This window comes from Shewanella fidelis ATCC BAA-318 (genome assembly GCF_000518605.1).
GTDB lineage: Bacteria > Pseudomonadota > Gammaproteobacteria > Enterobacterales > Shewanellaceae > Shewanella > Shewanella fidelis.
The window spans coordinates 48,531-67,974 of record NZ_JADX01000024.1; the positions used below are offsets into that span (position 1 = coordinate 48,531).

Annotated in this window: 13 protein-coding genes and 2 tRNA genes; 5 read left to right on the plus strand and 10 right to left on the minus strand. The window is 40.1% G+C overall.

The features are described 5' to 3' along the window. Positions 1-144 precede the first annotated feature (144 nt). Positions 145-822 carry a helix-turn-helix domain-containing protein gene (locus L884_RS22060; RefSeq protein WP_211239200.1) on the minus strand — a complete coding sequence of 226 codons (678 nt, stop codon included), beginning with the start codon at positions 820-822 and terminating at the stop codon, positions 145-147. Positions 823-1,937: 1,115 nt separating this feature from the next. On the opposite strand from L884_RS22060, the gene L884_RS0112615 reads away from it, so the two are divergent. Beyond that, entirely contained in the window at positions 1,938-4,634 is a 2,697-nt protein-coding gene (locus L884_RS0112615; protein WP_028767846.1) for a bifunctional acetate--CoA ligase family protein/GNAT family N-acetyltransferase, read from the plus strand. An 88-nt stretch (positions 4,635-4,722) separates the two neighbouring features. Here L884_RS0112615 and L884_RS0112620 read toward each other — a convergent pair whose 3' ends face one another. From L884_RS0112620 to L884_RS0112635, 4 genes are all read right to left on the minus strand, one after another. Further along, positions 4,723-5,775 carry a GGDEF domain-containing protein gene (locus tag L884_RS0112620; RefSeq protein ID WP_028767847.1) on the minus strand — a complete coding sequence of 351 codons (1,053 nt, stop codon included), beginning with the start codon at positions 5,773-5,775 and terminating at the stop codon, positions 4,723-4,725. A gap of 101 nt (positions 5,776-5,876) precedes the next feature. Next, positions 5,877-7,493: a phosphoethanolamine transferase gene (locus tag L884_RS0112625; RefSeq protein WP_028767848.1), complete on the minus strand. Its 1,617-nt coding sequence runs from the start codon at positions 7,491-7,493 to the stop codon at positions 5,877-5,879. A 300-nt stretch (positions 7,494-7,793) separates the two neighbouring features. Next, positions 7,794-8,213, minus strand: a complete 420-nt coding sequence (locus tag L884_RS0112630) for a MarR family winged helix-turn-helix transcriptional regulator (RefSeq protein ID WP_028767849.1) — start codon at positions 8,211-8,213, stop codon at positions 7,794-7,796. A 28-nt stretch (positions 8,214-8,241) separates the two neighbouring features. Next, positions 8,242-9,273, minus strand: a complete 1,032-nt coding sequence (locus tag L884_RS0112635; protein WP_028767850.1) for a cation diffusion facilitator family transporter — start codon at positions 9,271-9,273, stop codon at positions 8,242-8,244. A gap of 456 nt (positions 9,274-9,729) precedes the next feature. On the opposite strand from L884_RS0112635, the gene eco reads away from it, so the two are divergent. From eco to L884_RS0112655, 4 genes are all read left to right on the plus strand, one after another. Next, a complete protein-coding gene (eco, locus tag L884_RS0112640) occupies positions 9,730-10,299 on the plus strand; it encodes a serine protease inhibitor ecotin (RefSeq protein ID WP_051435627.1) in 570 nt (189 codons plus the stop codon). Between the two features lie 440 nt (positions 10,300-10,739). Then, positions 10,740-12,674 carry a PrkA family serine protein kinase gene (locus L884_RS0112645; RefSeq protein WP_028767852.1) on the plus strand — a complete coding sequence of 645 codons (1,935 nt, stop codon included), beginning with the start codon at positions 10,740-10,742 and terminating at the stop codon, positions 12,672-12,674. A 49-nt stretch (positions 12,675-12,723) separates the two neighbouring features. Further along, positions 12,724-13,992 (plus strand): YeaH/YhbH family protein, encoded by a 1,269-nt coding sequence (locus L884_RS0112650; RefSeq protein ID WP_028767853.1) that lies wholly within the window; start codon positions 12,724-12,726, stop codon positions 13,990-13,992. Between the two features lie 9 nt (positions 13,993-14,001). After that, entirely contained in the window at positions 14,002-15,516 is a 1,515-nt protein-coding gene (locus L884_RS0112655) for a SpoVR family protein (RefSeq protein WP_028767854.1), read from the plus strand. A gap of 56 nt (positions 15,517-15,572) precedes the next feature. Here L884_RS0112655 and rplY read toward each other — a convergent pair whose 3' ends face one another. The 5 genes from rplY to L884_RS0112680 form a co-directional block, all read right to left on the minus strand. After that, entirely contained in the window at positions 15,573-15,860 is a 288-nt protein-coding gene (gene rplY / locus L884_RS0112660) for a 50S ribosomal protein L25 (protein WP_028767855.1), read from the minus strand. A 139-nt stretch (positions 15,861-15,999) separates the two neighbouring features. Further along, on the minus strand, positions 16,000-16,548 hold the full coding sequence (gene mepK, locus L884_RS0112665) for a peptidoglycan L,D-endopeptidase MepK (RefSeq protein WP_028767856.1): 549 nt from the start codon (positions 16,546-16,548) through the stop codon (positions 16,000-16,002). Positions 16,549-16,644: 96 nt separating this feature from the next. Continuing rightward, the gene (locus tag L884_RS0112670; protein ID WP_028767857.1) at positions 16,645-18,039 is read right to left on the minus strand and encodes a L,D-transpeptidase family protein; all 1,395 of its coding nucleotides are present in this window, start codon (positions 18,037-18,039) and stop codon (positions 16,645-16,647) included. Positions 18,040-18,683: 644 nt separating this feature from the next. Beyond that, positions 18,684-18,769: transfer RNA gene (locus L884_RS0112675), tRNA-Leu, on the minus strand. 111 nt (positions 18,770-18,880) lie between these two features. After that, a tRNA-Cys gene (locus L884_RS0112680) sits at positions 18,881-18,954 on the minus strand. Positions 18,955-19,444 lie beyond the last annotated feature (490 nt).

Below are 19,444 nucleotides of genomic sequence, written 5' to 3' on the forward strand. Positions count from 1 at the left end.
AACCTTTGTATTTCTACAAGTCTTTAATTTAGCACCTCTTAGTTTGCGTATTAGGTTTCTATCACTTGTATAGAAGCATAAGTAGCGCATCTTTTTCTTCTCTGAAAACTGGTTTAGATATATTGACATAATGCTGTTCTCAACTTATGTAGTAGCACCAGAAGAGGAAAATACTAACATCGCATCATGGTCATTACTCTTACTTGATTTAATAATTGTTCCTAAATCTTTATTTGTCTCTGCGATTTCCTTTATGACTATTTCAGTAGTTTTTAGAAAAAGACTGTGGCCAATAATTTGCCCGTTAAAGGCTGTTGCGATCGAAATTTGTAAATTCTTTAAACTAACAAACTCTTCTAGTTCGGGGCATATTGCTAAAGTTGGATTTCCTTCGTATCTCAGGATCATTTTTAACACTAGATAAAACCTATCATCATTAATATCGATGGTATGTATTTGATATTCATCATTTCGATAGTAAGGATGGATGGACTTTTGTTGTGCACAATCACTCTTAATTAAATAGCTTGATTCTTGAATAAACTCCTTGTCGCAAGCATAAATACAAGCTAACTCATTATCATACAATTCAACAATTTTTGCTTGTTTCGCTAAAGAAGGTATATTCACTCCTCGCTCCCATCTACTTATAGTAATGGTGTCTAAATTGTAAAATAGATTGCTATGTTGTCTAAGTTGCAAGCAGAGTTGCTCCTGAGAAAGAACTCGGTTTGCTCGTATCTTTTTAAGGAAGCTTGAAAACACATGGTCTCGTTTATTTTTCGTGTAACAGTAATTTGTACAGGTCATATCTTGTTCCATTGTTTTTTCTTAGATATTGCAATATCCCTAAATATTGTTGCCTACTAACGCCATTGATTTGCTCGGGTTCTAATATAGTATATGTAACCCACATCTTATGGCCGTTATCGTAAAAATAGAGTGCTGTTACTCTTTCGTTATTCATCTGTATACCACAACAATTACCGGTGTTCTTGAATAGAGTATTAATAGTTTGTGAGTTTAGATGGAATGCAGTGCTAATAACACGGCAAGTGTTTTAACTTGATTAATTTGTTATGCCTAGAATTTATATATTAAGGCTTATTTTTGATGGCGTTGCTTATGAAGCTAAATTTAACGAGGGAGCTAACACTTCAGAAAGTAATAATATATACCTATAAGGTATAAGTATTTCTAATGGAACAGTGACAATTAATTTCATTTTCACTTAAAAGTTAGCCCTGATAATTAAAACTGTATATTTTTGTAAGGTTTTAATATATTTAACTCTGCCCCCCCCAAAGAATCATCTTGTCAATTTTCGATTTTATTCATTCGGTTGTATTTTTCCTGTCACAAAACTTTAATATTGCATTGAGGTTCGTAAATTAATAGGATTTTGCTTAGTTGATGAAAAATTTCGAGAAAATGTTCTATTGGTCATTTATTAAAAAATTTACAAGTCATCAGACCAGCAATAGCTGTAATCATAGCTTTACGCATGTTTATCTAAATCTGAATTAAGCAATTTAAGAGTCAAAGCTGTGTGAAATATGTTTGCCCAATTAATCAAAGTTTGCTTACTGTAAGCAGTTTGCTCCGTTTACATTTACTTCAATTTAGATTGCGTAAAGGCTTGCCTAAACAATGAGAGGACCAGCATAGTAATGATGTTTTTTCTTATTATGAGATATACATTGATTTCGGTTCTATCCTTGGTACGCAGTCAACACCTTTAAAGTTACCGAAAGTTGAAGCAATTTGGTTTCTAGTTTTAAAACACTACAGTAACTTGTTTCAATATTTACAGCTCAGGCTCAGTCTATTCTTGGTTGCTATCAATCGCTGAGCATTTTGGCTTTTTAACTATTATTCAGTGGTAAATCATTACACCTCATGTACACTCATAACATACTGACTTATAGGATAAGTTTATGAGCCAACGTACGCTTCACACACTCTTTAAACCTACCTCGGTTGCCATTATTGGTGCATCAAATCGACCAAAACGCGCTGGCAATGTGTTAATGAAGAATTTACTATCTGGTGGGTTTTCTGGGCCTATAATGCCTGTAACCCCCAAATATGAAGCCGTTCTGGGTGTATTGGCTTATCCTAATATTGAGTCGTTACCTCTAAAACCTGATTTAGCCATTGTGTGTACTGCGGCGCGAAGCGTGCCTGCGATCATTGAAACCTTAGCCCAATTCGGCTGTAAGGTGGCAATTGTTATGGCCTCTGGTTTAGCGGATGAGTTTACCGATGACGGCGTCAGTTTATTGAGTTTAACTCAGCAACATGCCCAACGTTATGGTATGCGTATACTGGGACCAAATAGCTTGGGAATGATATTACCCAACTTGGGCCTCAACGCGAGTCTTGCCCATACAGCTGCCCTACCGGGAAAAATCGCCTTTGTGTCGCAATCTGCGGCTATTTGCACCACTGTATTGGATTGGGCAAATAATAAGGGGATTGGTTTCTCATCGTTTATCTCTCTTGGCGATGCCAACGACATTAACTTCGATGAGCTATTGGACTATTTAGGCCGTGATTCTAAAACTGATGCGATCTTGTTATATATCGATTCGGTCAATGAGAAGCGCCACTTTTTATCAGCGGCTCGTGCTGCATCGAGAAATAAACCCATTTTAGTGATTAAGTCTGGTAGAAGCATTGAGGGAACGGGTGCTGCTAAACTACATACTGGCGGTTTAGCTGGTAACGATGCCGTGTATGAGGCTGCGTTTAGGCGTGCCGGTATGCTGAGAGTTAACGACTTGATCGAGCTGTTTGCTGCAGTCGAGACTCTTGCTCACTCAAGACCGCTTCAAGGTGAGCGTTTGGGGATCATTAGTAACGGTGGTGGACCTGCAGTACTTGCGCTGGATGAACTCATGTTAGGTGGCGGTAAGCTACAGCCGTTATCGAGCGAAATTTATCAACGCTTAAACCAACTACTGCCGAAAAGCTGGTCTGGACAAAATCCTGTAGATATAGGTGGTGATTCAGATTATAGCCGCTACGCAAAAGCGCTTGAGATCATGATGGACAGTGATGATCTCGACGCAATTTTAGTGCTGCATTCACCATCGGCATTAGGCGAAAGTGTTGAGATAGCCGAGGCCATTGCAACCACAATTGCCAACCATCCTAATAGACATAAAATCAATGTGTTAACTAATTGGAGCGGTGAAGACTCTGCTTACGAAGCGCGTAAACATTTTTCTAAATCAGGCATTCCAACCTATCGCACTCCAGAAGGTGCCGTTGGTGCATTTATGCATATGGTTGAATATCGCCGTAACCAAAAATTACTGCAAGAGGTGCCACAGTCTATTCCGGTTAATATCCCCGCCGATAGCCATACAGCAAGAAGTAAACTTCAACAAGCGATTGCCAATGGTAAAACCTTGCTTGAAACCCATGAATCTCGGGGTATTTTAGAAGCTTACGGGCTTAATACCGTCGATACCTGGTTTGCAACTGATGCAGAACAAGCAGTGGACTTTGCCAAACAAGCGGGTTACCCCATTGCTTTAAAAGTGCAATCTCCTGATATTCATCATAAATCTGACGTCCATGGGGTGATGCTTAACCTCACGTCAGATAGTGAAGTAAAACAAGCTGCAAATGCTATGATAGAGCGAGTGATCTCGCTCAATCCTGACGCCAAGATTGAAGGGCTTATCGTGCAAAAGATGGCACTGACAGCGGGAGCACAAGAGATCCGTGTCGCGGTTGCCAATGACCCTGTATTTGGCCCCGCTATTTTACTTGGCGAAGGTGGCTCTGAATGGGAACCGACTAAAGATGCAGTAGTTGCATTGCCTCCACTTAATATGACGCTAGCGCGTTATATGGTGATCCAAGCACTAAAGACACAGAAAATTCGCGATAGACGCTTACCACGTGGGCTGAATATGAATGCGCTTTGTGTGATGCTCACCCAGATCTCGCACCTCATCATTGATTGCCCCGAAATTGCAACACTCGATCTTAATCCGGTATTGTGCGCCGGTGAAGAGATCACCCTACTCGATGTCAATATCGGCCTAAATCCTGAGCCAAGCGATAACGCGTCTCGCCTTGCTATCTCGCCTTATCCAAAAGAGTTAGAAGAAACCGCGCTACTTAAAAATGGCAAACAAGTGATGTTGCGCCCTATTCTGCCTGAAGATGAACCAAAACATCTGGCATTTGATAACTCACTGTCGGATGAAGATAGGTATAAGCGTTACTTTGGTGTTCGCTCTAAAATGACCCATGAAGAGATGGCGGTATTAACCCAGATCGATTACGCACGCGAGATGGCATTTATAGCCACCGAGATTGGCGATGATGGCGAAGAAACCACATTAGGCGCCATTAGAGCATCAATCGATCCGGATAACACCGAAGCTGAGTTTGCAATGGCAGTGCGCAGTAACTTTCAAGGCCAAGGTTTAGGTAAGTTATTGCTTGAAAAGCTGGTACGTTATTACAAAAACAACGATACCCTGATTCTGACTGGCTTTACTATGTTTGAAAACCGCAATATGGCAAGCCTAGCGAAAAGTTTGGGCTTTACTGTAACTTTTGATATGGAAGAACGTTTGATCCACATGCATATGGATTTAAAAGCGCAATAATTTAGAGTAACTTGAACAATAATACTAAAGTACGGATAACGCCCAGTAAAACCGATGACCTTATCCGTACTTACAATTGCGCTAATGTTTAAATTGGCGTTTCAACTATCGCTTCACCCATCACGCAGTTTCGTCCTGAGGATTTGGCTCGGTATAGGGCTTCATCAGCTCGAATAAAATAGCTGTCTTTATCATCGTGTGGTCGCAGCGACGCTACTCCAATTGACACGGTAATATTACCCAATGGCATTTTTTTCTCTTTACCTATCGTTAAGTTGCGATTAGCAATTTTTTGCCTGAGGTTTTCGGCAACTTTATGTGCATCTTGATGATCAGTATTAGGCAGTAAAATAACGAATTCTTCGCCGCCATAGCGAGCAACAAAGTCGTCACCTTTGACACCATTTTTAAGTGCTTGCCCAACATAGGCTAACACCTTGTCACCAATTAGATGGCCATGAGTATCATTAAATTTTTTAAAATAATCGATATCTACAACCAACAAGCTACTTTCGACGTTTCCATGATTAAAACTATCAATATGACTAATGACTTCTTGGTCAAAAGCTCGTCTGTTATTGAGTGATGTAAGCTGGTCGGTTAAAACTTCAGAACGTAGTTCTAGCATTTCGGTTCTTAACGCTTCTACCTCTTGATTCATGCTGTTAAGGCTTTCATCCATCTGGTTGTTGGTATGGATAATCTCATCAAGTTCGCTAGAAACCCCCTCGACTAATTGCTTTAACAGTGCGGGATCGGCATTATTTTGTAGTGCATTATCAAACTCATTAAGTGATGCTGAAAACTTAGAAGTCCCCTTACTCATGTTCGCAATTTTCGAAATCAAGCTATTGATTAAAACTTGAGTTTCAATCTGCACACTTTCGATAACATCCGGATAATTCATCTGAATATAATTTTTATACAAGCTATTGCAGATCTCTGGAGTAAACTCGACCTTATTTTCCAATAAACCATCAATGGCGCGCTTTAAGTCAAGGTTAATTCCTTTATAGTATTCGTACCACACTGCATAATTATCGGGTGTGACAGGAATGCTTAACTCCGACATTCTAGGAACAGCATGGCGCAATATCTTAGCCGACAACTCAGTTTCTGATAAATGTTTCGCCATATCCATAAATTTAGTCATCCCTTATTGATATCCATACCAATCAATAGTTTAAACAAGAAAACAAATGTTGCCAGCTTCTTTGCATAGAAACTATCTTAAATAAATTATTATTGTTTACAACGAGCAAAAATATCACCCTGCGGTTTATATACTGTACTCTTGACATTCATTAACCCCAGTAAGCTGTCAAAGAGGTTGTCATGAGAAAAACCACCACTATTGGCTTGTTGCTGTAAACAACTCAAGCTTAATTTGTTTTGTTCAGCAAAATCTTCAGGCAACCAAACTAAGAAAGGAATACGAGTTTGCTGTGTTGGTGCTATCGCATAGGGTGCGCCATGCAAATATAAGCCACGCTCACCCAGAGATTCACCATGATCAGACATGTAAATCATAGCAGTATCAAACTGCTCAATTTGTTTTAGACGTTCAACCACTTTAGAAAGAATATAGTCGGTGTACAAAATTGTATTATCATAAGTATTGAATAACTCTTGTTGGGTACAGTTTTGGATATCACTTCGCTGACAGTCGGGTTTAAACACACGATGCTGCTCAGGGTAACGTTGATAATAAGTTGGCCCATGGGAGCCAATAAGGTGAAGCACAATAAGCGTATCTTTGGTTTTTATGCTGCTAAGTTGACTATCAAGCTCCTGTAGAAGCACTTCATCAAAGCACGACTCACCATTACACCATTGAGTTAGCTTTGAATTATCAACCAAAATGTGCTGAATATTGTTACATACCCCTTTGCAACCACTGTCGTTATCAAGCCAACGTAATTGCACTCCTGCATGATCCAGTACGTCGATTACGCTGTCTTGTGCTTTAGCTCGGCGCTCATTGTAATTTTTTCTATCCATTCGAGAAAACATGCATGGCAAGGAAACCGCTGTCGCAGTGCCACAAGAATGAGTATCTTTAAAAACCAAAAGCTGTTGATCTTTAGTATGTGAATTGGTTGGCTTTGCGTAACCGTAATAACTGTAGTTTTGCGCCCTCGCCGTTTCACCAACGACCATGACGACTAGGTTCGGCTTGGTTTTATTAGCGTCAATTTCAGCATCCAGCCCAAGCTGGCGATACTCAAGCGGTGTTTGTAAGTAGTTAATGTTGATAAATTTAGCCGCAGAACCAATAAAGTAAGTCGGGATTATCGAGCGCTTTATAAGATTATTATTACGCCCAAATGCTAAATAGTTTTCATAGTAAAAAGCGGCGATTACCAATATGCCAGCCAACATAGCGAGCATAAATAACGCCTTTCGCAATAACTCTTTAGCAAAAGGTTGGTAATGAATATTCACTTTATAAATCAGCAAAGCCGGGATCACACCGGTAATGCAAAAGCTCAACACTGATACCCAGTTAAGGTAGGTAGAGGCCTCTGCCCGATTAGTTTGCACCAGGTTTTCTATCATGCCGTAATCAAATACCGCGCCATACTGAAATTCGGCAAAAAATACATTTGCAGAGATTAGCGTTAGTACAATAAAGAAGGGTTTTGCTAGGTATTTAACGCTAAACAAGCTAAACACAAACGTTAACGCAAACACTAAAAATAGTGGAATGGTTGCGACAAACAACATGTTGACATCGGTTTGCTTATCTATTCCGTGTTTAACCACTGCGAAGAATGGAATGTTAAATACACAAACATAATATAGGGCCAAGATAAATGTAAATTGGAGACTACTAAGGTTTTTTAGACGTGATAGCACTGAGATAGCTCACTTAAATTTAGACAAGTTATAAAAGGTTCGGCCTTCCTTGCCAATAGCTTAGATTAGCTGTTTGTCTTATATTTTAGCACTTTACTGATAATCAACAAAGATAATCGCGGCAAATTTACCACAAGTTAGCAAAATATGTATCAAATGTATCAGTGATTAAGTGAAAACAAGACAGCAGAGCTGTTTGACATAGAGACTAGGGCTATCTCTGCTACAAAGTTGTGAGGGTAAAGCGGTTAGATTGATTGCTTCGTTTGATTATTTGAATCTGGCAAAATTACAAGCTTGCTAAAACTCTTTATTAATCCGTTCAAAAAAGTCCAGCAACATGGCACGTTCGCTGTCATCAAATTTGGCTGTCAAGTCATGGGTCAGTTGCATGTGCAACTTGTCGTGCTCGGCAAACATCGCCTGACCACTTTCAGTAAGCTCTATAAGTATAGAGCGTCTGTCATTTGCATGGGGCACACGAACAACGAGTCCAGCATCGACCATTTTATCTATTTGAACAGTTAACGTGCCCGTGGTTATGCCTATCTTTTGTGCTAACTCCTTCATGCGCATCGGCCCGTTTAGACCTAAGATCTCTACCGTATGAACCTGAGGCAAACTAAAGCCCTTATCTTTCACAACGGCCATCTCCCAAGATGATAGTTTCTCGTAAAACTCGATCATTGCATGGTTTAAACTATCATCTTGGTTTTTCATCTATTTCACTCTAAAAAGGGTAACAAGTTTATTGTGCCTCAGGCAGCTGATTAACTTCAAGAGTGACATGAGATAAGCGCTCAAAATGTGCAATTTTGGCTTTATAATAGCCAGCATCTTGACCTGTTGTAGAGCCAACAACAAAGCTTGCTACAAAGTGATCAGCACTTACTTTCCAAATATGAGCATCTGCTACCTTTGCACCTTCATCTTCAAGCACAGTAACTATCTGCTCAATATACTCTTGCTCGATACTTGCATCTAGCAAAACAGGCCCCGTTTGCTTTAGTAACCCCCATGCCCAACGGCTAATAATTACCCCGCCAACAATCCCCATCAAAGGATCTAACCAGTTTAAGCCATAATACTTACCCATCAGCAGTGCAATAATAGCCAACAGTGAGGTGAGTGCATCTGCTAATACATGAAAGTATGCTGCGCGTAAGTTGTGATCGTGGGAATGTGCGTGTTCATGAGTATGGCTATGACCGTGATTGTGTGCGTGATCATGGTTATGATTATGTGCGTGATCATGGTTATGATTATGTGCGTGACCATGAGAATGACTGTGGCCATGGGAGTGGCTGTGATCATGAGAGTGATGGTCTTTTAGTAGAAACACGCTGACAACGTTTACCGTAAGCCCAATGAAAGCAACCAGTATCGCCTGATTAAAAAAGATTTCTTGTGGATTCAATATTCTGGTTGCTGACTCTACCAGCATAATCAGTGCTACTAATCCTAATGCAATAGCACTGGTGTATCCCCCCAATACAGTAACCTTGCCCGTTCCATATGAAAAATTATTAGAGTTAGCATTTTTACGAGCATAACGATAGGCGAAAAGTGTGATGAGAAAAGCTGCAGCATGGGTCCCCATGTGCCAGCCGTCAGCGAGCAACGCCATTGAGCCGTATATCGTACCAGCCACAATTTCCGCAACCATGGTGACAACGGTCAGTAATAGTACGTAGGCCGTATTGCGTTCACCTGCACTATTTAAGCTGGAAAAGTTCTGTTTATGCGTACAGTTAGATTTCCCGGTTTCACTATCAAGCATGTTGATACCTTACTTTTGATTTTTATAGGTCATGCACAACTTTGAGTTTAAGTTGAACCCCAAATTAATCGATTATCGATTTATTTGATAATCAAACTAAGTTTGCGACTTAGGCTTACTCAACACAAATAAGAAAAATAGATACGTGACACAGATCACAACCAAGTTAACGACTTATACGCTTATCAGTATGGCGCGAAGGGGGTAAATCGATAAAAAAACCGTTAAGATAATTGCAAAATAAAAACAACTTATGCCCATTAAAGCGCGCTCAAATCGTTTAAACCAAAAAATATATCAAGGGCTATCTAATTGATATTAAGCAGTATTTTACTTAGCTTTTGCTATTAAAGAAAAAATAGCGAAATTTATTTTAATTTTTTTAACCCTTTTTAAATTGTCTGCCGTTTATAGGGATATCAAACATACACAAGACGTATTCACTTTGGAGAGTTTATGACTACTTTAACTAACACAACTAAACAACTTGCCCGTACTTTACTGACAACTTCGATTATGTTTGCCGCTTTTTCTTTTAATGCAAACGCCACCAGCCCAGTGCATCCTTCAGGACTTAACCAAAACATGTTAACGAGTCAAAGTTATACCTTAGAGAATTATCAGGCTTCTGATGCCACTAAAATGTATCCAAAACCTGAAGATGGTCAGGTACAGCACATTCTGACCCTACCAAAACTCGATAACGAAGATAACTACATGGTGGAGATTGAGATCGGTCAATTAAGAAATGTCGACTGTAATAAGCATGGTTTGATGGGGAAGTTAACCCAACAAACTGTGCAAGGATGGGGTTACAATTTCTACCAAGTTGATGAAATCAAAGATGGGCCTAGTACTATGATGGCTTGTTTTGAAAAGGAAAAAACTGAAAAGTTTTTAACCATCAGCGATAAGCTAACCCTAAAATATGACAGCAGATTACCAAAAGTATTTTATCTGCCGGAGGGAAGCCAGATCCGTTACCGTTTATGGCGAGCAACTTCTGAGTTTAACTATTCAAAGTAAACTCAACGGATTAAAAGTGAGCCTGATAGTCATTTCGCTATCAGTGCTTTCAACATCTGATGATATCGTCCTAACTAACCTTAGGCTTAGTCATCCCCTTCTATATATAGCCAAATAAGATGTCATCTTATTTGGCTATATTTCTAATAGTGTTTAGAAAACAAAGTTCAAGCACACTCAAACTACCTCAAACAGCTATCTTCTGCTGACTGTTCGTCGTGGGATTCCTATAGTTAAACAACAGTCAGATTTAACTCCAGCTTCAAAATAGCCTACTTTTTGCAAAATATTTCAACTGCAATTATTGCATTTGCAACTATTTCTTATTGTTTTTATTTAGTTTTTTACTACACAGCTCGCATTTTACTACTAACATTAAAGATAGGAGGCAAATCCAATTTACCTCTAATCTTATTTTTTTGCGTTTCAGGGGGCCGGTTATGAGTATATTTGAGCATTACCAACAGCGCTATGAGAAGAAACTCGACGAAGAGTATTCATTAGAAGAGTTTTTAACTATCTGTAAACAAGACCGCAGTGCTTACGCATCCGCTGCAGAACGACTATTAATGGCTATCGGTGAGCCCGAAGTTATCGATACCTCAAAAGATCCTGTATTAAGCAGGCTATTTTCCAACCGCCTAATCTCTCGTTACCCTGCCTTTAAAGAGTTTTACGGCATGGAAGAAGCGATTGAGCAAATTGTGGCGTATTTAAAACACTCTGCTCAAGGGCTAGAGGAATCGAAACAGATCTTGTATCTACTAGGTCCTGTTGGTGGCGGTAAGTCTTCACTGGCAGAAAAACTAAAAGCCCTAATGCAAGACGTTCCAGTATATGTGCTCACTGCCGATGGAGTACGCAGCCCTGTTAATGACCATCCATTTTGTTTATTTAACATAGATGAAGACGGAGAGATCCTTAAAGGGGAATACAATATTCCTGAACGTTATCTAAAAACGATTATGTCACCTTGGGCTGTTAAACGTTTGCATGAATTTGGTGGCGATATTTCTAAATTCAAAGTCGTTAAAGTGTACCCATCAATCCTCGACCAACTTGCCATTGCTAAAACCGAACCCGGTGATGAAAATAACCAAGATATTTCATCTCTTGTGGGTAAAGTCGATATTCGTCAGCTTGAGCATTTTGCCCAACATGATGCCGACGCTTACTCATACTCAGGTGCGCTTTGTCGCGCTAACCAAGGTATGATGGAATTTGTGGAGATGTTTAAGGCACCGATTAAAGTGCTGCATCCCTTACTTACCGCAACCCAAGAGGGTAACTACAACGGTACAGAAGGTCTATCCGCCCTGCCTTTCTCGGGGATTATTTTGGCTCACTCCAACGAGTCTGAGTGGACAACCTTTAGAAATAACAAAACCAATGAAGCATTTTTGGACCGTGTCTATATTGTGAAAGTGCCTTATTGCTTACGCATTTCTGAAGAGGTGCGAATTTACGAAAAACTACTGGCAAACTCTGAGCTGGCAAATACACCATGCGCACCGGGCACGCTTGAAACCCTTGCGCAGTTTAGTGTCTTATCGCGAATTATCGCACCAGAAAACTCATCTATTTACTCGAAAATGCGTGTTTACGATGGCGAGAGCTTAAAAGACACTGATCCTAAAGCTAAGTCTTATCAAGAATATCGCGACTATGCAGGTGTTGATGAAGGGATGCTTGGGCTATCAACCCGCTTTGCCTTTAAAATCCTTTCTCGGGTATTTAACTTTGACCACACTGAAATCGCCGCCAATCCAGTACATCTGTTTTATGTTTTAGAGCGACAAATTGAGCAAGAACAATTTCCAACAGAAACCGCTGAGCGCTATTTAGAGTTCTTAAAAGGCTACTTGATACCTAAGTATGTTGAGTTTATCGGTAAGGAAATTCAAACCGCTTACTTAGAGTCTTACTCTGAATATGGTCAGAATATTTTTGATAGGTATGTCACCTATGCTGACTTTTGGATCCAGGATCAAGAATATCGTGACCCAGAAACAGGTCAGCTATTTGATAGAGCAGCGTTGAACGCAGAGCTAGAAAAAATAGAGAAGCCTGCAGGAATAAGCAATCCAAAAGATTTCCGTAACGAAATTGTCAATTTTGTATTGCGCGCACGAGCCAATAATGAAGGCACTAATCCACTATGGACTAGCTATGAAAAATTACGAACGGTAATTGAGAAAAAGATGTTTTCTAATACAGAAGATCTATTACCGGTCATTTCTTTCAACGGCAAAACTTCAACCGACGACCAACGTAAACACGATGACTTTGTCAATCGTATGATGGAAAAAGGCTACACCCAAAAACAAGTAAGACTACTTTCAGAATGGTATTTGAGAGTAAGAAAGTCTTCTTAAAAGGCCCCTTGGGGGAGTTCGCTCCCCCGCTATTGGCTAGGAGGTGCGCATGACAAGTTTTATCGATAGAAGACTCAACGCCAAAGGCAAGAGTACCGTTAATCGTCAACGGTTCATCAATCGTTACAAGAAACAGATCAAAAAAGCGGTGAGTGATGCAGTGACTCGCCGTAGCGTCACAGATGTAGATAAAGGCGAGAAAATCAGTATCCCTACTCGTGACATAAGTGAGCCGACCTTTCACCAAGGAAATGGCGGCATTCGTGAACGAGTTCATCCCGGTAATGACAAATTTGCTCGCGGCGATCAAATTGAACGCCCGCCAAAGGGACAAGGTCAAGGTGCAGGCCAAGGGGACGCATCGGACTCAGGAGAAGGTCAGGATGATTTTGTTTTTCAAATATCAAAAGACGAGTATCTAGAGTTACTATTTGAAGATCTTGAACTACCTAATTTACAAAATAACCGATTAAACAAACTGGTCGAGTATCAGGTATATCGTGCTGGCTTTACCAATGATGGCGTACCTGCCAATATCAATATTGTGCGTTCACTACGCTCTTCTCTTGCTCGCCGAACCGCAATGACATCAACTAAAAAGTCAAAGTTAGTTGAATTAGAGCGTGAATTACTTGATTTAGAAAACACACCAGGCTCAGAAGCTGAGCGCATATTAGCGTTAAAAGCAGAGATTAGTGAGCTTAAAGAGCGTATTAAAAAAGTACCGTTTATTGATACTTTTGATTTACGTTACAATAACTACGCTAAGCGAGAAGTACCATCAAGCCAAGCTGTGATGTTTTGTTTAATGGACGTTTCCGGCTCGATGGATCAAGCAACCAAAGATATGGCAAAACGATTTTATATATTGCTGTACCTTTTCCTTACTCGCACCTACAAAAACCTAGAGGTGGTTTATATTCGCCACCATACTCAAGCTAAGGAAGTTGATGAGCATGAGTTTTTCTACTCTCAAGAAACTGGTGGCACCATCGTTTCAAGTGCGTTAAAGCTAATGCATGAAATTCAGCAAAAACGTTACCCTGAAAATGAATGGAACATATATGCAGCTCAGGCATCTGATGGCGATAACTGGGCTGATGACTCTCCCTCTTGCCATGAATTGCTTGAAAAGAAACTGTTACCCGTGGTGCGTTATTTTAGCTATATCGAGATCACCAATCGAGCTCACCAAACCCTATGGCGTGAATATGAAGACTTACAAAAGTCTCACGCTAACATTGCAGTTCAACATATCAAACAGGCTGAAGATATTTACCCTGTCTTTAGAGAGCTATTTAAAAAGCAGGCTGTTTAGGAGGCGCTAATGGATACTCCAAATAAAACAATACCAATGGATGATGGCCCAGATTGGAACTTCGAGCTTTTACAAACTTATTTAACCGAAATTGAGCGAGTTGCCGGCATTTACCGCTTGGATGCCTATCCAAACCAAATTGAAGTCATTACTGCTGAACAGATGATGGATGCCTATGCCGGAATAGGCATGCCTATTGGCTATACTCACTGGTCGTTCGGTAAACGATTTATCGAAACAGAACGAGGCTATAAACGTGGCCAGATGGGACTGGCCTATGAAATTGTGATTAATTCAGATCCGTGTATTGCTTACTTGATGGAAGAAAATACCATCACAATGCAGGCGCTAGTTATGGCGCATGCTAGCTTTGGTCATAACAGCTTCTTTAAAGGTAATTACCTTTTTAAAACTTGGACTGATGCTAGCTCAATTATTGACTACTTAGTCTTCGCCAGAAATTATATCAGCGAGTGTGAGGAACTATACGGGATCGAGAAAGTTGAAAGTATTATCGATTCTTGTCATGCGCTTATGAGCTATGGTGTAGATAGATATAAGCGCCCAAGCGAAATTTCATTCAAGGAAGAAAAAGTACGTCAAAAAGATAGAGAAGCATATCTGCAAAGTCAGGTAAACCAATTATGGCGAACCATTCCAGAACAGCCTCAGGAAGAAGCTAAGCAAGAGAAAGCGCGTTTTCCCTCTGAACCACAGGAAAATATTCTCTACTTTATTGAGAAGAATGCGCCATTGTTAGAACCATGGCAGCGGGAAATTGTACGCATAGTACGTAAGATGGGCCAATATTTTTACCCGCAAAAACAAACTCAAGTAATGAATGAGGGCTGGGCAACATTCTGGCACTACACTATATTAAATCACCTTTATGATGAAGGCTTAGTCACCGACCGCTTTATGCTGGAGTTCTTGCAAAGTCATACTAACGTCGTGGCACAACCTAGTTATAACAGTCCCTATTATAGTGGCATCAATCCTTACGCATTAGGCTTTAACATGTTTGTTGATATTCGCAGGATCTGCGAAAACCCGACTGATGAGGACAAAGAATGGTTTCCTGATATTGCAGGAAGTGACTGGCTCACCACCCTGCACTTCGCTATGGAAAACTTCAAAGATGAAAGCTTTATTAGCCAATACTTGTCACCCAATATCATAAGACAGTTTAAACTGTTTTCGATATTAGATGATGATAGAAAGAATCATATTCAAGTTTCAGCAATTCATGACGATGAAGGCTATCGTGAAATTAGACAAAAGCTATCGCAGCAATATAACCTGTCTAATCTTGAGCCAAACATTCAAGTGCAAAATGTTGAGGTTAAAGGCGATCGTTCACTTACGTTGCGCTATGTTCCTAACTCAAGGATCCCACTAGCAGATACCTGTCACGAGGTTTTAAAGCACTTGCATCGTTTATGGGGTTTTGATGTAAAGCTGGAACAATATGACGAAGGAACAAGTAAAATTATCGCTAGCTGCCCAGAACAGCCAAGCGAATAGTCCAGCCATAAAAAAAGCGCCTTAGAAAAGGCGCTTTTTATCAAACAGGCTTAATATTAAGCGAATTTGAAGTCAACGTGTTCAATCATTGGCTTGAACGCGTGGCGTTGCATGTCTTGAACGCGAACTTTAACTTCTTTACCTTCTAGAACGATAGTTAGTTCAGAAGTGTAGAAATCTTGGTGCTCTTGAATGTTGATGATATCTTTGTGTTCAAAAACAATAGAGATAGCTTCTTTACCTGGACCGTAGATAACACCAGGAACTTTTTTAGCGTGACGTAGGCGGCGGCTCGAACCTTTCCCGATTTCTGTACGTACTTGTGCAGCAATAGTGTAAGACATATTTAACTCACTTATAAAAAATAAAAATTTAAAGTCATCATTTTCGACCAATGTGACTTGCTTAAAGCGGGCGGATTCTAACACACAGAATTTGTAACCACAAAGCTTATCTCACCTAAAACTCAAAATAAGCCGCGTTTTACCAATTACGCACAGGCCCTGTGTCAATATGGATAAAACCTGAGTTTGGATAATAGCCTACCCCACCAAGTTTTAGTTCTATTGCCGCCTCTCGAGCATGGGCTAATTTGACCCCTGGCAAGGCAATATCTAGCGCCATACCTTTCATATGATAGCTCTTCTTTGCGACACCATTACTATTTTTAGCTAACATGGCATTGGTTTTTGGTGAGCGATATCCAGAGATAACATGTAACTCATCTTCAAAACTTAATTGCTCAGTTAGCTTAAAAGCGAAATCAAAAAGACGTTTGTCCATTGGCGCTGATTCGTTCTGGCGATGATCTCTAAGGACTTGGCTAAAATCGGTTAAGATATTATTTTGATAATTACCATCTATCCAGTAGCTTCCTTGCCCTCGCTCTCCCGTATGGCGATTATAAAAACCTAAGTTTCTAACTCCCTTGGTTGAACGACTTGCATGTGCTTTGGACGGCAGCATTGAAAACATCGCTACACCACCTAAGCCTAATAATAACTGTCTACGAGAGGAACATACTACTGACACACTTTCACCACTGACTACTTTTCAAACAACTGGCAAGCAAACTAACCTTTCATTATTAAGAAATCAAGCAAAGAAGCTAAATTAGTGCTACGTGAACTACAAGTCATTGATCTGTGCGCTGGCAGTGTCTTTTCTGACGGGTTGACTGTGCATTTGATAGATATCATTTCTAAACTGAGCTTGGTTTGCATCATCCATCCAAGCCGTCCAATAAACTAAATGAACATTCAAGGTTTGATTCAATGCAAACCATTGGGTTTTTGTGCGCTCTTCATGTCTATCTACCCAAGTCTGTTTATCTTTAACTAGGTTGGCAGCCATCCAATTCGCTAATCCTTCAACATTCTGAACCCGGATACAACCAGAGGACAGTGCTCGATAACTTCGATCAAATAACTCTGGATCTGATGTGTCATGCAGATAAACACTAAAATCATTTGGAAAATAGAACTTGTAGCGACCAAGGGTATTATTTAGACCGGGTCGTTGCACAAATCGGTAAGGAAATGGACCTTTCGCAAGATCACTCCATTGCTCTGCAGTTCTGTGCATGCGTTTATTATCACGATCATAAACATCAAAATTGCGCTCAGCGATATAATTGCCATTTTTTCTCACCTGAGGTAGCAGATCGTTATACATTATTGTTTTAGGCACACGCCAACTTGGGTTGATCACAACATTGGAAATCGAACTGCTCAATAATGGAGTCGGACGATAAGGCTTACCGACAATCACTTTAGACGTCAGCTCGACTTTACCTCGGTTAAACAGCTCCATCTCAAAAGCAGGAATATTTATCACCAAGAAACGTTCGGATCGTTGTGCCATAAACTCAGCACGCTCGACAAAGCTGTTGGCTAGAATTGACGCTCTTTCACTTGGTAAAGTATTTAGCCACTTTATGGTTTCTGGACCAATAACCGCATCAGGCTGCAATCCATGGCGACGCTGAAAACGCCTTAATGCCTCAGCAACCTTACTATCTAACATTGTTGACTCTGACGCTGAAGAATCAATATCACCCAATAGCCATAATCGTCTAACAATATCCGGGATAACTGGATCTTGCTTACCGGGACGAATTAAGTATTCAATTTGAATGGGTTGCCACCAATCTTGTGCATCCAACCACTGCAAATGCCTGATCCGGTTTTGAACTTGTAGATAATTAGCAAGTTGTGGCTCTAAAGACATTGCCCTTACAAGCGGATCGTTCAATTCAGCATAAGCATGGTTTGTTACTGGAATTTGCCTTGATTGCCAAAAGTCTAGGATATCCTCTTCAATTTGTTGAATAACTTGCGGATCAACTACCGGTTGAGACAAAGATAATTTATGCTTGTCAAAGTGGGAGTTTGCTTCAACCAGTGCAAGCAATGACACCTGTTGATACAACATTTTCTGAGCGCGTTGGCTTCGCTCATCAGCAAGGCTAACAAGACTAAAACACAATAAACTTATACAACATATTAAACGACTGAAGTCCATCTAACTCCCCTTCCAAGCAGTCTAGTTTAAGTATGGCAAACAATTATGTTTTGTATATGACCAAAATATAAATTAGCTAGAAGCAGACAATACAGCTTGCAAAGCAGTTATAAAGAGAGCGTTTTTTTCTAAATCCAATTAATGCTTTACCGACATTAGCCAATAAAAAGTCGATTAAGAATTGCTAGCCAAAAATGTCCACGATGAAAATGAGTATACACACGCCAAATGTATAAGAAATAAGCTCAAAGACTGACTTAACTATATAGATTGAGACGGCAATGCCTTTAATCTAACTAGCTCAGGTATCTTTTATATGGTTAGCATTGCGGCGTTTTTAATTAAAATCAGACAAAAACAGGCAAGGTTACGCTTGGTTTGCTTACATCAATAGAGACTACAATACTTTTGACTTAAATTGAGCGAATACGTGAGACCTCAATGAAGAGGCAAGAGGTTTCAAAACCACTTTGTACTTAGATACAAAAAAGCCCCGCTTATGCCGAAGCTTTAGTGATGGTACCCGTGGCCAGACTTGAACTGGCACGCCTGATTTCAATCAAGAGTGCGAGGGATTTTGCTTTAACTCAGACGTAAAAAAACCAGCTCTATGGCTGGTTTAATTACATCTTCTTACTAGAAGATGGTACCCGTGGCCAGACTTGAACTGGCACGCTTATTCAGCGAGGGATTTTAAATCCCTTGTGTCTACCGATTCCACCACACGGGCAAACTCTTTGATTTTGATGATACGTACTGTCGGTATCAATACTGCTTGTTTCTTATCGAAGAAACTAAACTCACCAAATTCTTGTTCTGTTTTTATAAACACTGAAGTTTATGGAGGCGCGACCCGGAGTCGAACCGAGATCGACGGATTTGCAATCCGCAGCATAGCCATTCTGCCATCGCGCCCTTTTGTTTCCCATCACTTGGGAACGAGGCACACTTTACCTGAATAAAAATCTCAGTCAATAAGTAATTTAATGATTTTATTCAACTGGTTAAAACGCGATCTAATCAAGCAAATTATATTCAGCGAATGCTTATTAAATGACTAATTAAGGCATACCGTACTTCCCTATCAACATTTCTTAACCCTAAACATAAATGAAGAAACCGTTCGCCCAAGATGCTTACAGGCATATTTTTAATCAAGAGTGCAGAACGCTCGTTATAAAGACTCACTCTTAATATTCCATTACAAGCTTAAATTTCAGCCGATAACGCATACTTACTAACTATTTAGTTAACTCGTTTTGCAACAAGAGGATGGTAGCCGCAGTCAGACTTGAACTGGCACGCTTATTCAGCGAGGCGATCTTATTAAAAGTAATCACTTGTGTCTTACTGCAACTCAAATTTCAGACGTAAAAAAACCAGCTCGATGGCTGGTTTAATTACA

What these genes read in the sequence shown, in the direction of transcription:
- L884_RS0112635 (WP_028767850.1), bottom strand. Translation starts at nt 9,273, where the DNA reads ATGCTTGATAGTGAAACCGGGAAATCTAACTGTACGCATAAACAGAAC.
- L884_RS0112670 (WP_028767857.1), bottom strand. Translation starts at nt 18,039, where the DNA reads ATGGACTTCAGTCGTTTAATATGTTGTATAAGTTTATTGTGTTTTAGT.
- L884_RS0112615 (WP_028767846.1), top strand. Translation starts at nt 1,938, where the DNA reads ATGAGCCAACGTACGCTTCACACACTCTTTAAACCTACCTCGGTTGCC.
- L884_RS0112655 (WP_028767854.1), top strand. Translation starts at nt 14,002, where the DNA reads ATGGATACTCCAAATAAAACAATACCAATGGATGATGGCCCAGATTGG.
- eco (WP_051435627.1), top strand. Translation starts at nt 9,730, where the DNA reads ATGACTACTTTAACTAACACAACTAAACAACTTGCCCGTACTTTACTG.
- L884_RS0112620 (WP_028767847.1), bottom strand. Translation starts at nt 5,775, where the DNA reads ATGGATATGGCGAAACATTTATCAGAAACTGAGTTGTCGGCTAAGATA.
- rplY (WP_028767855.1), bottom strand. Translation starts at nt 15,860, where the DNA reads ATGTCTTACACTATTGCTGCACAAGTACGTACAGAAATCGGGAAAGGT.
- L884_RS22060 (WP_211239200.1), bottom strand. Translation starts at nt 822, where the DNA reads ATGGAACAAGATATGACCTGTACAAATTACTGTTACACGAAAAATAAA.
- L884_RS0112645 (WP_028767852.1), top strand. Translation starts at nt 10,740, where the DNA reads ATGAGTATATTTGAGCATTACCAACAGCGCTATGAGAAGAAACTCGAC.
- L884_RS0112630 (WP_028767849.1), bottom strand. Translation starts at nt 8,213, where the DNA reads ATGAAAAACCAAGATGATAGTTTAAACCATGCAATGATCGAGTTTTAC.
- L884_RS0112650 (WP_028767853.1), top strand. Translation starts at nt 12,724, where the DNA reads ATGACAAGTTTTATCGATAGAAGACTCAACGCCAAAGGCAAGAGTACC.